Annotated in this window: 12 protein-coding genes; 5 read left to right on the forward strand and 7 right to left on the reverse strand. The window is 60.5% G+C overall.

From position 1 onward, the window contains the following. The first annotated feature begins 1 nt into the window (after window position 1). The gene (locus ACL9RI_RS22750) at window positions 2-1,024 is read left to right on the forward strand and encodes a Gfo/Idh/MocA family oxidoreductase (RefSeq protein ID WP_422728761.1); all 1,023 of its coding nucleotides are present in this window, start codon (window positions 2-4) and stop codon (window positions 1,022-1,024) included. Here ACL9RI_RS22750 and ACL9RI_RS22755 read toward each other — a convergent pair. Further along, window positions 1,021-1,335 carry a DNA-binding protein gene (locus tag ACL9RI_RS22755; protein ID WP_300759340.1) on the reverse strand — a complete coding sequence of 105 codons (315 nt, stop codon included), beginning with the start codon at window positions 1,333-1,335 and terminating at the stop codon, window positions 1,021-1,023. The two genes, ACL9RI_RS22750 and ACL9RI_RS22755, sit on opposite strands and share 4 nt — an antisense overlap. Next, window positions 1,316-1,654 (reverse strand): type II toxin-antitoxin system RelE/ParE family toxin, encoded by a 339-nt coding sequence (locus tag ACL9RI_RS22760; protein ID WP_422728762.1) that lies wholly within the window; start codon window positions 1,652-1,654, stop codon window positions 1,316-1,318. The genes ACL9RI_RS22755 and ACL9RI_RS22760 overlap by 20 nt, the downstream gene beginning before the upstream one ends. Before the next feature lie 231 nt (window positions 1,655-1,885). Here ACL9RI_RS22760 and ACL9RI_RS22765 point away from each other — a divergent pair, with 231 nt between their 5' ends. The 3 genes from ACL9RI_RS22765 (at window position 1,886) to ACL9RI_RS22775 (ending at window position 5,356) form a co-directional block, all read left to right on the forward strand. Further along, window positions 1,886-3,109 (forward strand): hypothetical protein, encoded by a 1,224-nt coding sequence (locus tag ACL9RI_RS22765; protein ID WP_422728763.1) that lies wholly within the window; start codon window positions 1,886-1,888, stop codon window positions 3,107-3,109. Between the two features lie 22 nt (window positions 3,110-3,131). Next, window positions 3,132-4,154 carry a ParB/Srx family N-terminal domain-containing protein gene (locus ACL9RI_RS22770; protein ID WP_422728764.1) on the forward strand — a complete coding sequence of 341 codons (1,023 nt, stop codon included), beginning with the start codon at window positions 3,132-3,134 and terminating at the stop codon, window positions 4,152-4,154. Between the two features lie 116 nt (window positions 4,155-4,270). Then, window positions 4,271-5,356, forward strand: coding sequence for a DUF5694 domain-containing protein (locus tag ACL9RI_RS22775; RefSeq protein ID WP_422728765.1), 1,086 nt, complete (start codon window positions 4,271-4,273; stop codon window positions 5,354-5,356). 20 nt (window positions 5,357-5,376) lie between these two features. Here the strand turns inward: ACL9RI_RS22775 and ACL9RI_RS22780 are convergent, their stop codons facing one another. Beyond that, complete coding sequence (locus ACL9RI_RS22780; RefSeq protein WP_422728766.1) at window positions 5,377-6,309, reverse strand: alpha/beta hydrolase; 933 nt, start codon at window positions 6,307-6,309, stop codon at window positions 5,377-5,379. Between the two features lie 308 nt (window positions 6,310-6,617). Here ACL9RI_RS22780 and ACL9RI_RS22785 point away from each other — a divergent pair, with 308 nt between their 5' ends. Continuing rightward, entirely contained in the window at window positions 6,618-8,264 is a 1,647-nt protein-coding gene (locus ACL9RI_RS22785) for a ParB/Srx family N-terminal domain-containing protein (RefSeq protein WP_422728767.1), read from the forward strand. Window positions 8,265-8,339: 75 nt separating this feature from the next. Here ACL9RI_RS22785 and ACL9RI_RS22790 read toward each other — a convergent pair whose 3' ends face one another. The 4 genes from ACL9RI_RS22790 to ACL9RI_RS22805 form a co-directional block, all read right to left on the reverse strand. Next, the gene (locus ACL9RI_RS22790; protein ID WP_422728768.1) at window positions 8,340-9,449 is read right to left on the reverse strand and encodes an ABC transporter ATP-binding protein; all 1,110 of its coding nucleotides are present in this window, start codon (window positions 9,447-9,449) and stop codon (window positions 8,340-8,342) included. An 11-nt stretch (window positions 9,450-9,460) separates the two neighbouring features. Further along, entirely contained in the window at window positions 9,461-10,333 is an 873-nt protein-coding gene (locus ACL9RI_RS22795; protein WP_422728769.1) for a carbohydrate ABC transporter permease, read from the reverse strand. Then, window positions 10,330-11,214, reverse strand: coding sequence for a carbohydrate ABC transporter permease (locus ACL9RI_RS22800; protein WP_422728770.1), 885 nt, complete (start codon window positions 11,212-11,214; stop codon window positions 10,330-10,332). The genes ACL9RI_RS22795 and ACL9RI_RS22800 overlap by 4 nt, the downstream gene beginning before the upstream one ends. A gap of 108 nt (window positions 11,215-11,322) precedes the next feature. Then, window positions 11,323-12,576, reverse strand: a complete 1,254-nt coding sequence (locus ACL9RI_RS22805; RefSeq protein ID WP_422728771.1) for an ABC transporter substrate-binding protein — start codon at window positions 12,574-12,576, stop codon at window positions 11,323-11,325. Window positions 12,577-12,895 lie beyond the last annotated feature (319 nt).

Genomic DNA, 12,895 nt, shown 5'->3' on the forward strand with positions numbered 1-12,895 from the left:
CATGTCATCACCAAAATTACGCATCGGCATAGTCGGCCTGGGAAGGCTGGGCCAGCGCCATGCCATCAACCTGGTGCAGCGCGTGCCGAACGCGGAAGTGGTCGCCGCCTGCAGCCCCGTGCCCGCCGAACTGGACTGGGCCGCCAGCACCCTGGGCATCACCAACGGCTATACCGATTACGACGCTTTATTAAGCCACCCGGGCCTGGACGCCGTCTTTCTCGTCACGCCCACTTCCTTGCACGCGGAGCAAATCATTGCCGCCCTGCGCGCTGGCAAACATGTGTTTTGCGAAAAACCGCTGTCGCTGGACCTGGCCGATTGCCTGAAGGTGGAAGCGGAAGCGGCGCGCCACCCGCAACTGGCCACCATGATCGGTTTCGTGCGGCGCTTTGACGCCAGCTACCATGACGCGCAGCAAAAAATTGCCCAAGGGCTGATCGGCAAACCGTATCTGGTGCGTTCGCAAACCTGCGACCAGAACGACCCCAGCGGCGCCTTCATGCGTTTTGCGCCCACCAGCGGCGGCATTTTCCTCGATTGCAGCGTGCACGATATCGACCTGGCACGCTGGCTGCTGGGCAACCCCATCCCCAGCCGTATTTACGCGACCGGCACGAATGCCATCCACAAGGGTTTACAGGAATATGGCGATGTCGACAATGGCCTGGCCACGGTGGAATTTTCCGATGGCAGCATGGCCACCTTCATGGCCTCGCGCACCATGGCGCATGGCCATGAAACCCTGACGGAAGTATTCGGTACGCAAGGACGCTTGACGATCGGCAGCAATCCACGCCTGAACCGGGTCGATATTGCAGATGTGCATGGCGTGCGCAATGAATGCACGCCCGACTTCTACGCCCGCTTCGCCGACGCCTTTTTGATCGAGGCGCAGGAATTCACGGACGCCGCGCTGGGCAGGCGCCAGCTGTCGCTGACCCTGCACGACGCCACGGAAGCAACCCGCATCGGCCTGGCCATGACGCAAGCCATGCGTGAACAACGCATCATCGAGTTTTAAGCCGCCGAAGCCGCCTGGGTCTGCGCCGGCTGCACGGCCAGGCGCAGACCCATGGCGCGCAGAATCGCCGTGATGGTGGTGAGCGAGGGATTGCCCTCGCTGGATAAGGTGCGGTACAGCTGGGTGGAATTGAGCCCCGCTGCTTCCGCCACCGCCTGCACGCCGCCAAAGGCGGTGGTCAGCTGGCGCAGCACGATCAGCAGTTCAGCATGCTCACCATCCATTAAAATATTGTTGATCAGCTCGACGGCGAATGCGGGATCGTCGCGGTAGAGTTCGGCCATCGCCTCGTCATGCCCTCTGTCTCTCATGCTCCCTCTCCTTCCAGTCCCGCCAGTACAGGCAAGCCTGATCGATATCGTGTGCTTGCGTGCGCTTGTCTCCAGCGCACAGCAATAAAATCAAGTGTGGACCGGACAGCGCATAATACACGCGGTAACCGGGCCCCACATCGATGCGCAATTCCCAGACGCCATCGCGGCAAAATTGATGATCACCCAGGTTGCCCGTCGCAACGCGCAAGACACGCCGGATGACGGCCAGGCGGGCAGTACTGTCGCGTTGGCGCCGCAACCAGTCCGTATAGATGTCCTTGCCACTGTGGTTCAGATAATGACGGAGCTGATACACGATATTCGTCCATAAACGAGAAAACATCAAGGAAAAAATACATCAAACCAGATGCAGTCCCCATCTTGCGGCCAAATACCACGCCACGGCAGAGAAAGCAGTGCACGGCTGATCCATATCAAGGTGTTCATGCACAATATCTGCATGGCAAGCCCTACCCCGTTCCACAGTGTTCTATACTGACTGCGCCGCCAGCGCCACATGGCCCTGGCCACCTCAAAGGACACCGCATTGAACGCAATCGCCGAGATCGCCAACGTGGCTGAACGCTACGTCAAACTGGTACTGGCCATGGGCCAGCATGACGCTTCCTATGTCGACGCCTATTACGGCCCGCCCGGCTGGCAAGACGATGCCATCGTTCAGCAACTGACGCTGGCGGACATCGCCATGGGTGCGCAGGCAGCGCTGGCGCGCCTGCCATCGACAGCCGGCTTGCCGAAAGAACTGGCCCTGCGCGCCTTGAACCTGGACAAGCAGTTGCAGGCGCTGCTGGCCAGAGTAGAGATGATGCAAGGCAAACGTTTGAATTTTGACGAGGAAAGCGCGCGCCTGTACGACGCCGTCTCGCCCCACCACGAGCGCGCATATTATGAAAACCTGGTGGCCGAGATCGACGCCTTGCTGCCAGGAACAGGCACCGTCAGCGAACGTGTCAACGCTTTCCGCGCGCAGTTGATCATTCCCGCAGACAAGCTGCGCGCCGTGATGGACGCCGCCATCCGCGCCGGGCGCGAGCGTACCTTGCGCCATATCGCCTTGCCCGAGGGAGAAGATTTTGTGCTGGAGTTCGTCAGCGACAAACCGTGGAGCGGCTACAACTGGTACAAGGGCAACTATCAAAGTGTGATCCAGATCAACACGGATCTGCCCGTGTATATCGACCGCGCCGTCGACCTCGGTTGCCACGAAGCGTATCCCGGCCACCACGTCTACAATGTGCTGCTGGAACGCGACCTGGTGCGCGCCAGGGATTGGGTCGAGTACTGCATCTATCCCCTGTATTCGCCGCAATCGCTGATCGCCGAAGGCACGGCCAATTACGGCATCGAACTGAGTTTCACGGATGATGAAAGGCTGACTTTCGAGCAGCAGGTGCTGTATCCGCTGGCCGGCCTGGACCCGGCGCTGGCGCCCCGCTACGCACAGTTGAACCGCTTGCTGGCCAGACTCAGTTATGCCGACAACGACATCGCACGCCAGTATCTGCAAGGCACGCTCACGCGTGAAGAGGCGCTGGAATGGCTGGTCAACGTGCGTTTGTATCCGGCTGAAAAATCGTCCCAGCGCTTGCAGTTCTACGATGCGATGGGCGCCTACGTGATCAATTACAATCTGGGGCAAGACATGGCGAAAGCCTATATCGAGCGCCAGGGCAGCACGCGTGAGCAGCACTGGGCCGCGTTTCGTGACCTGATGTCGTCACCACGCGTACCCAGCGATCTCTTGAACTGATCACCTGATACAGGGGCACCGCATGAGCATGTACCAAAAAGCAAGTTCCACCCTGCTATTTGCACTGGCATGCCAGGCGGCCCTGCTGGCGCCGGCAGCCGCCCGCGACGATACGCCCCTGAGCGCTCGCCAGCAGGCACTGATGGCCACCGTGGTCGGCAACGCGGCCCATCCCCGCATCCTGCAAGTGAGCCTGGCCGAACTGCATCCCACGCAGCCGGCCATCGGCTACGACCAGGTATATTACAAGCTGGGCCGTTATGCCGCCGAAGACCAGCACATCGCCGAGATCGAGAAACCCAAGAAATTTTCCGACCTGTGCGAAGCCAATGGCCAGGGCGATGTATTGCCCGGCACGGCCAACGTGGCAGGCGCCACCCTGGGCGCACCGCCGCCCGGCTACCGCTGCAAGGCGGCGGTCGGCAGCCGCCCCAACGATATGAAAACGGTGGTGATCGGCCCTCAGGGCAAGCTCTACCTGACCGATGGCCACCATACGCTGTCCACTTTCTGGGATGCCGACAATGGCCGCAACCACCAGCTGAAGGTATGGGTCAAGGTCAGCGACAATTACAGCCAGCTCAGCGAACCGGCGTTCTGGGCCCGCATGGAAAAGGAAAACAAGGTCTGGCTCAAGGATGGCAAGAACCGGCCCGTCACGCCGCAGCAATTGCCAAACACCATCGGCCTCGGGTCGCTGGGCGATGATCCCTACCGCGCCCTGGTGTATTTCACCCGCGAAATCGGCTACGAGCCGCCATCGCAAGCGGCGGAATTCCTCGAGTTTTACTGGGCCGACTGGCTGCGCAAGGTGGTGAAACTGGACGACTATCGCTTGAGTGACGCGGCCAGCTACAGCGCGGCCATTCTCGCGGCCGCGCAAGCGATGGTGGCGCTCGACAAGGACGCCATCGTCAGCCATGGCAAGAGCGCCGCCAGCCTGGGCGCGATGGACAAGGTCGACAGCGAAGAACTCGATGACCTGACGGGCAAGAAAGGCAAGCTGAACTACGCCATCGCCTGGCGGCGTGGACTGGCACGCTGAAGGAGATGGCTAACAACTGTTGTAAGCAAGCACAAGGGGCTGGGTAAACATCTTGCCAGCCTCCGCCCTCTCCCTGCGATGGTTATAATCAAATGCTAACCAATCCAGGAGTATCGATGAGCCGTCTTGTCGCCAGTATTATTTTTTCCGCCCTGTCAGCAAGCCAGGCAGTTGCAGCCACCACCACTGTTGCGGAATTCAATCCCGGCGCATACAAGCTGCAAAACGGACAGATCAATGAAGTGATGGTGTTGGGAACAGCCCATCTGTCACAACTGCCGAAAACATTCGACGGGGCCAACCTGAACGGCTTGATCGACCGCCTGGCAGAATGGAAGCCGCAAGCCATCGCCATCGAAACAGTCTCCGGGATGCAATGCGCTTATATGCGCAGCTACCCGCAACGCTATAGCAGCAGTATCAAATCCTATTGCTGGGACCCTGCCCCGGCCAATGCCGCAACCGGCCTCGATGTGGTCTCAGCCAACGTTGAAGCCGAACGCATGCTCGCTAGCTGGCCTGCATCGCCATCGCCCGCACAACGCCGCAAGCTCGCTTCGCTGTTCCTGGCCGCCGGTGAGCGCCCCTCGGCACTGGTGCAATGGCTGCGCCTGCCGGCCGGCGAGCAGCACGCAGGCGACGGTTTGAATGACGACCTGGTCAGCATCCTCAACAAGCTGCGCGAGCGGCGCAGTGAAGACTCGCTGCTCTCTGCCATCCTGGCGGCAAAGAGCGGACACGAACGGCTTTACTCCATGGACGACCATACGGCGGATATGCCTGATGCTGATCCAGGTGATCAGAAAGCTTCCAACGAAGCCGTCATGAAAGCCTGGAATAATCCAGCCTCGGCGGAACGCCAACGACTGGGCATGGAAGCGAACAAGCAATTGACGACACCATCTGGCGTATTGTCCATGTACCGCATCCTGAACCAGCACGGCATGGCCGACCTGACGTTCCGCAGCGACTTCGGCGCCGCGCTGGAAGAATCGTCGCCCAAGCATTACGGCCGACAATACGTGGCCTATTGGGAAGTACGTAACTTGCGCATGGCCGCCAATATCCGCGAAATGATGACGCCGCGCCCTGGCATCCGTACCCTGGTCATCGTCGGCGCTTCGCATAAAGCCTATCTGGAAGCGTACTTGAACCAGATGCATGACGTGCGCATCATCCCTACCGACGATACCTTGCGCTGATTTCCGCGCGGGCCGCTCTGTCAGGCAATAGCGGCAGCCTCGAGCGCGCTGGCGATAAAGGCCACGCTGCTGTGTAGCGCCGCCTGCGATTCGGGCTGGTGCGCCGCGACGAAATGCCAGGCGTGGAACATGCCTGGCCAGGACTCCAGGGTCACCCGCACGCCGCTTTCGGCAAGATGCGTCGCCAGGCGCAAGGCGTCGCTGAGCATGACTTCGGATTCGCCGATCTGTATCATGATCGGCGGCAGCCCCTTGACGTCGGCAAACACGGGCGACGCCAGCGGCGCATCGGCTGGCGCACCGCCCAGGAAAAAGCCCGCCATGATATCGAGCCCTGCCTTTGAGACGGTCGGATCGATGCCATCACGCGTGACCATCGAGGCCCCCGTATGCTGCAAATTGGCCCAAGGCGAAATCGCCACGCCAGCGGCCGGCAGCGGCAAGCCTTGCTCCCTGGCCGCCACCATGGCCGTCACCGTCAGCGCGCCACCGGCCGACTCGCCGATCAGCACGATTTTATGGGCAGCGATACCGGACGCCAGCAAGCCCGCGTAAAACTGCAACGTGTCGTCTATCGCGGCCGGAAAAGGATGTTCAGGCGCCAGCCGGTACGCCGGCAGGTACACCCTGCTCCCCAGCGCCTTGGCATAGTTGCCGCCTATGCCAAGATATGACGACGGGTCGCCCACCAGATACGCGCCGCCGTGGATATACACGGCCACGGCGTCGCTGGCCAGGTGCGCCGGGGTGATCAACAAACCGGGCACGCCACCCAGCGTGACCGCTTCCACCGTGACATCCTGTGGCGGCAGGTTTTGCGCCAGCACCGTGTTGTACGCCGTGCGCACTGCCGCCATCGCGCCAGCGTCCTCCTGGTTCACCAAGGCCATTCCCACCTCGGTGGAAATGGCGTTCCATTGATCGATAAATTGCCGGGTTTGTGTTGTCAGCATGTTGTATTCCATCCATTTCAAAGTGTCCAACGCCTGATTGGCGAGCACGGACATCGTAGCGAAATGAATGGGGAACCGGCCTCTACTCTGAGGCGACGCAAGTGATCCGCCCACTGCATCGCCCTCCGTTATGAAAGGCTAGTCCGTATGGCCAGGGCAGATCGGAGTCGAGATGAAGGCGCGGCCACGCCAGATTGACGGCCATCGCAAATACAAATTGCAATATTGGCAGTTTTCGCATGTCATCAAGCCGACATATTTCCCCGTTAGCATACCGGCACTTTTATGCCGACAACAACGGGAGAACCATGTTCCAGCCTCACAGCGCCTTGCGCCGCACGACCTTATCGATTTCTCTGGCCCTGGCGCTGGGCACCGGACTGACAGCTTGCGGCGGCAGCGACACGCCAGGCGCCGCAGCTGATCCCGTCGCATCGGCACGCATCGTCAGTATCGTGGCCGCCACCGGCAAGGCGCTGGCCGGCAGCGTCGTCAATGTGTACGACGCCACCCAGACCAGGGTCGGCTTCAGCGCAACCGATGCCAGCGGCAAGATCAACGTGGCCATCAGCGCCACGGCGAAAGCGCCGTTCCTGATCACCGGCACGACGCCAGACGGCACCACCCTGTACTCGGTATCGCTGACTGAAAAAAACATCAACCTGACGCCGCTGACCTCCGTGATCGCCATGCAATTGCTGGGCGCCACGCCAACCGCCGCACCGGCCGCCACCCTGGCCGCGATCGATGCAGGCAAGCTGAAAACGGCGCAAACCCAGCTGGCTACGGCGCTGGCGGCGCCACTGCAAACCCTGGGCATGGCGGCCAACTATGATTTCGTCAACGGTCCATTGACCCCGAGCAGCAAAGACCCGGCCGACATCCTGCTGGACAATGTGCAAGTCAAGCAGAATGGCGCCGACATCGATATTCTCAATGCCAGCGGCAGCATCGTGGCGCAGATCGTTGGCGGCGGCGCGCCTGTCGCCACCGGCAAGAGCGTGCTGGAAACGCCACCGGTACTGAACGCCCGCCAGCAGACCCTGGCTGCCACGGCGGCCGGCACCGACGCCGCGCCCGTCTTCCTGCAAGTGTCGCTCGATGAATTGCACCCGACGCAGCCGGCCATCGGCTACGACCAGATTTACTACAAGCTGGGCCGCTATGGCGCGGAAGACCTGGTCATGGCCAAGACCAACAAGCCGAAAAAATTCGCCGACCTGTGCGAAGCGAACGGCCAGAGCGACGTGCTGACCAAAACGGCCAACGTGGCCGGCGCCACCCTGTCCAACCCGCCCGCCAGCTTCCAGTGCAAGTCGCCAGTAGGCAGCAGCCCCGGCGACATGAAGACGGTCGTCATCGGCCCGAACGGCACCCTGTACCTGACCGATGGCCACCATACCTTCACCAGCTTCTGGGATGCCGACAATGGCCAGAACCACCAGCTCAAAGTCTGGGTCAAGGTGACCGACAACTTCAGCAAGCTCAATGAATACGATTTCTGGACGCAGATGAAGAAGGCCAACAAGGTCTGGCTGAAGGATGGCAGCAACAAGGCGATCGCCACCAGCCAGCTGCCGGCCGCCATCGGCCTGAAATCGCTGGGCAACGACCCGTATCGCTCGCTGGTGTACTTCACGCGCGACGCCGGCTACATCGTGCCGACGCCATCGACGGAATTCCTCGAGTTTTACTGGGGCGACTGGCTGCGCAACAAGCCCGTGGTCGACATGTCGAAAGTCGACACCAGCGACGTGACGAGCTATATGGCTACCATTACAACGGCCTCGAAAGCCATGGTGGCGCTGCAAAAGACCGATATCGTCAGCGGCGGCATGACGGCCGCCAGCCTGGGCTGGAGCGGCGTCTTCAACCAGGCGGCGCTGGACGACCTGGTCACGCCGACCGGCAAGCTGACCTACGCCATCGCCTATAAAAAATCGCTGGCAAAATAAAGCCCGGCGCTGCTACGCAAAAAAGCCCGCTTATCGTTGCGATAAGCGGGCTTTTTAATGGGGCTACCGGCAGCTTCAGGCGATACGTTCGCCATTCGCAGGATCAAACAAGGCAGCCTTGGACAGGTTGAACGACAGCTGCATCGCCTGACCCGGCTTGACGGCCTCGCGCGGGTGCGTGCGGCAGGTCACGGCGGCGCCATTCAAACGCGTCGTCAGCAAGGTATCGGGACCGGTCGGCTCGACCAGGTCGACCAGGCAGCTCAGTTCTTGGCCCACGTCGCCATGCGCGCTGCTGGTGTCGGTAATCTGTTCCGGGCGCACGCCCAGGATCACCTCGCGGCCCGCATAGGCACGCAGCTTCTCGGCCTCGAACGGCAGTGTCAGGCGCAGGTTCTGGCCTGCATTCTCGATGCCGACAAACACCTCGCTGCCTTGGATCACGGGTTTCACCGTGATGAAGTTCATCGATGGCGAACCGATGAAGCCTGCCACAAACAGATTGGCCGGATTGTCATAGATTTCCTGCGGCGTGCCCAGTTGCTGCACCACGCCATCCTTCATCACGGCGATCAAATCGCCCATGGTCATCGCTTCGATCTGGTCATGCGTGACGTAGACGATGGTGGCCTTCAAGCGCTGATGCAGGCGCTTGATTTCGGCACGCATCTCCACGCGCAGCTTGGCGTCCAGGTTCGACAGCGGTTCGTCGAACAGGAACAGCGAAGGCTTGCGCGAAATGGCGCGGCCCATGGCCACGCGCTGGCGCTGGCCGCCCGACAGTTGCGCCGGACGGCGGTCCAGCAAGTGCGTGATCTGCAGGGTTTCGGCGACGCGGGCGACGATTTCTTCCTGCTCGTGCTTGGGTACCTTCTTCACGTTCAGGCCGAAGGCGATATTCTCGCGCACCGTCATCGATGGATACAGGGCGTAGGACTGGAACACCATGGCGATGTCGCGGTCCTTCGGTGGCAAGTCATTGACGACCTTGCCGTCGATCAGGATCTCGCCCGAGGTGACGCTTTCCAGGCCTGCCACCATATTGAGCAGGGTCGATTTGCCGGAGCCGGAGCCGCCGACGAGGATCAGGAACTGGCCATCCTTGATTTCGATGTCGATGCCTTTCAAGACTTCGACGCCATTGGTGTACACCTTGCGGATGCTGCGTATCGATAAACTGGACATGTAGTATTTCCTTAACCTTTGACTGCGCCCGCGGTCAGGCCGCGCACAAAATAACGGCCTGCGACCAGGTAGACCAGCAGGGTAGGCAGCGCGGCAATCACCGCGGCCGCCATGTTGACGTTGTATTCCTTCACGCCCGTGGACGTGTTGACCAGGTTGTTCAAGCCCACCGTGATCGGCTGCGAATCGCCGCTGGCGAAGACGATACCGAACAGGAAGTCGTTCCAGATCTGCGTGAACTGCCAGATGATGCAGACGACGAAAATCGGACCCGAGATCGGCAGCACGATCTTGCGGAAGATCAGGAAGAAGCCGGCGCCGTCGATACGGGCCGCCTTGATCAATTCTTCCGGCACGCCGATGTAGTAGTTACGGAAGAACAAGGTGGTGAAGGCCGTGCCGTACACCACGTGCACGAACACCAGGCCGGTGGTAGTATTGGCCAGGCCGAAGCTGCCCAGCAACTGGGCCATCGGCAGGATCACCACCTGGAACGGGATGAAGCAGCCTACCAGCAAGCCGGCGAACAGCACTTCGGAACCACGGAAACGCCAGTGTGCGAACACATAGCCGTTGAAGGCGCCCAGGAAGGTCGAGATCAGCACGGCGGGAATCACCATCTTGATCGAGTTCCAGAAGAACGGCTGCATGCCGTCGCAGGTCACGCCGGTGCAGGCGGAATCCCAGGCCTTGGCCCAGGAATCGAATTGCCATACCTGCGGCAAGGCCAGCAGGTTGCCGCTACGGATTTCATCGAGCGACTTGAACGACGTCGACAAGGTTACGTACAGCGGCACGATGTAGTACACCGCGAACAAAACCAGCAGCAGGTATAAAACCACCCGTCCCAGGGTGAGTCGGTTGTTAGTGCGTGTAGATGTCATCTCATTGCCTTTGCGCTGCGCGTTTCCAGGTACATCAGCGGCACCAGCACGGCCACGATGGTGGCCAGCATCATCATGGCCGATGCCGAGCCCAGGCCCAGCTGGCCACGGGTGAAGGAAAACTGGTACATGAAGATGGCGGGTACGGAAGACGAGTTGCCAGGTCCGCCGGCCGTCAATGCGATGACCAGGTCAAAACTCTTGATGGCGATATGCGCCAGGATCAGCAGCACGCTGAAGAACACGGGCCGCATGGCCGGGATCACGATGCGCCAGTAAATGGTCGGCAAGGATGCGCCATCGACCTGCGCCGCCTTGATGATTTCATCGTCGATGCCGCGCAGGCCGGCCAGGAACAGCGCCATCACGAAGCCTGACGATTGCCACACGCCGGCGATCACCACCGTGTAGATGGCCATGTCGGAATTGACCAGCCAGTCGAAGGTGAACGAGGTCCAGCCCCAGTCGTGCATGACTTTTTCCAGCCCCAGGCTGGGGTTCAGCATCCACTTCCAGGCGGTACCGGTGACGATGAAGGACAGCGCCATCGGATACAGATAGATGGCGCGCAGCGCGCCTTCGGCGCGGATTTTCTGGTCCAGCAGGATGGCCAGGAACAGGCCGATCACGATGCTGCAACCGATGAACAGGAGACCGAAGATGCCCAGGTTCTTGAGCGAGGTCCACCAGCGCTCATTGCCGAACAGTTCGTAGTATTGCAGCAGGCCGGCGAACTCGTAGTTCGGCATCAGCCGCGATTCGGTCAGCGACAGCCAACCGGTCAAAATAATGAAACCATAGACGAATATCAGGCTGGCGATGAGCGTCGGGCCCAGCACCATCTGTGGTATCCATCGGTCAAAATGCTTGCGTAGGGACATAAGACAGCCGTAGAAGTAGAACTGCGTGTGGCTATCGCGCTGGCAGGCGCCCGGCGATAGCCTGCGGTGATGCAGAAAGCGCCGGCGGTCAGGCCGGCGCCGTCGTGATTACTTCACTTTTGCCGCTTTGGCCAGTTCGGCAACCGCGTCTTTCGAGCTCATGTTGGTGTTCATGAACTTGGCGATCACGTCGAAGATCGCGCCCTGGGTGGCCGATGGCAAGGCCATGCCGTGGGCGAACGATGGCACCAGCGCGCCGGTCTTGTTGGTCGCATCCATGTCGTCCATCGACTTGATGGCGCAGGCATCGAACTTGTCACGCGAGACGCCCGAACGCACCGGGATGGAACCCTTGTTCAAGTTGAAGATCGACTGGAACTTCGGATTCATGATGGCGTTGGCCAGGGCGATCTGCCCTTTCTTCGCATTCGCATCCTTTTGCGTGAACATGGCAAACGAGTCGATGTTGAAGGTGTAGGCCTTGTCGGTACCCGGTGCGGCGACGCACTGGTAATCCTTGCCCGGCACTTTGCCGGCGGCGGTGAATTCGCCCTTGGCCCAGTCGCCCATGAACTGGAAAGCTGCCTTGTTGTTGATGACCATGGCGGTGGCCAGGTTCCAGTCGCGGCCTGGCGCATCCTTGTCGATGTAGGTCTTGACCTTGCCCAGGGTGTCGAACACCTTGATCATGGTCGGGCCGGTCAGTTCCTTCTGATCCAGCTTCAGGATGGCTTTTTTGTAGAATTCGGTGCCGCCCACGCCCAGCGCGACCGATTCAAACACGGTCGCGTCCTGCCATGGCTGGCCGCCGTGGGCAATCGCGATGCCGCCCGATTTCTTGACCTTGTCAGCCGCTTCGAAGAAGGCTGGCCAGGTGGTCGGGGTGCTGGTCACGCCGGCTTTTTTCAGCACTTCCGGGTTGACCCACATCCAGTTGACGCGGTGGACGTTGACCGGTGCGGCGACATAATGGCCTTTGTATTTCATGATGTCGGCGACCACTTTCGGCAGCACGCTATCCCATTTGCCTGGAATGGCGGCATCGTCGATATTGGCCAGCACGCCTTCAGCGCCCCATTCCTGGATCGATGGACCCTTGATCTGGGCGGCGGTCGGAGGATTGCCGGAAATGACGCGGGTTTTCAGCGCGGTCGCGGCGTTTTCGCCAGCGCCGCCAGCCACGGCGAAGTCTTTCCAGCCGAAGCCGCTTTCCTTGACGATCTGTTGCAGCTGACCGACGGACTTGGCTTCGCCGCCCGAGGTCCAGTAGTGCAGCACTTCGACATCGGTCGCGAACGCGCTGCCGGCGAATGCCAGGGTGGTCAGTGCTGCCAGTTGGGTGATCTTGAATTTCAGTTTCATCTCCACATTCCTTTTTTGATCAAGCTTTTAGGGGCTTCGGCACAGCAGGCCGAACAAGGTGAAAAATGCGCCTGTATCGGCGCTCTTGCGCGCCTGTCCGCACACAAACGGGCAGGCGCATCAGTCGAAAGCTGGCGCCGCCCATGACAAAGTTGCATAATAATTCATATCACGGGACGACGCCGAAAAGCGCATCCATCAGGATGCGCCAGGGTACTTAAAACCAGGTTTCGACCTGGAAGCCGTACGACGTGCCGCTGGTATTGTTGTTATACACCGGGCCCGAATTGTTGGCGGCGTTGACCGAGGCGGTCGCCGC

Origin of the sequence: Janthinobacterium sp. Mn2066 (assembly GCF_049319705.1) — a bacterium.
In the GTDB taxonomy this organism is placed as follows: domain Bacteria; phylum Pseudomonadota; class Gammaproteobacteria; order Burkholderiales; family Burkholderiaceae_D; genus Janthinobacterium.

What these genes read in the sequence shown, in the direction of transcription:
- ACL9RI_RS22805 (WP_422728771.1), bottom strand. Translation starts at nt 12,576, where the DNA reads ATGAAACTGAAATTCAAGATCACCCAACTGGCAGCACTGACCACCCTG.
- ACL9RI_RS22775 (WP_422728765.1), top strand. Translation starts at nt 4,271, where the DNA reads ATGAGCCGTCTTGTCGCCAGTATTATTTTTTCCGCCCTGTCAGCAAGC.
- ACL9RI_RS22755 (WP_300759340.1), bottom strand. Translation starts at nt 1,335, where the DNA reads ATGAGAGACAGAGGGCATGACGAGGCGATGGCCGAACTCTACCGCGAC.
- ACL9RI_RS22795 (WP_422728769.1), bottom strand. Translation starts at nt 10,333, where the DNA reads ATGACATCTACACGCACTAACAACCGACTCACCCTGGGACGGGTGGTT.
- ACL9RI_RS22785 (WP_422728767.1), top strand. Translation starts at nt 6,618, where the DNA reads ATGTTCCAGCCTCACAGCGCCTTGCGCCGCACGACCTTATCGATTTCT.
- ACL9RI_RS22750 (WP_422728761.1), top strand. Translation starts at nt 2, where the DNA reads ATGTCATCACCAAAATTACGCATCGGCATAGTCGGCCTGGGAAGGCTG.
- ACL9RI_RS22790 (WP_422728768.1), bottom strand. Translation starts at nt 9,449, where the DNA reads ATGTCCAGTTTATCGATACGCAGCATCCGCAAGGTGTACACCAATGGC.
- ACL9RI_RS22780 (WP_422728766.1), bottom strand. Translation starts at nt 6,309, where the DNA reads ATGCTGACAACACAAACCCGGCAATTTATCGATCAATGGAACGCCATT.
- ACL9RI_RS22800 (WP_422728770.1), bottom strand. Translation starts at nt 11,214, where the DNA reads ATGTCCCTACGCAAGCATTTTGACCGATGGATACCACAGATGGTGCTG.
- ACL9RI_RS22770 (WP_422728764.1), top strand. Translation starts at nt 3,132, where the DNA reads ATGAGCATGTACCAAAAAGCAAGTTCCACCCTGCTATTTGCACTGGCA.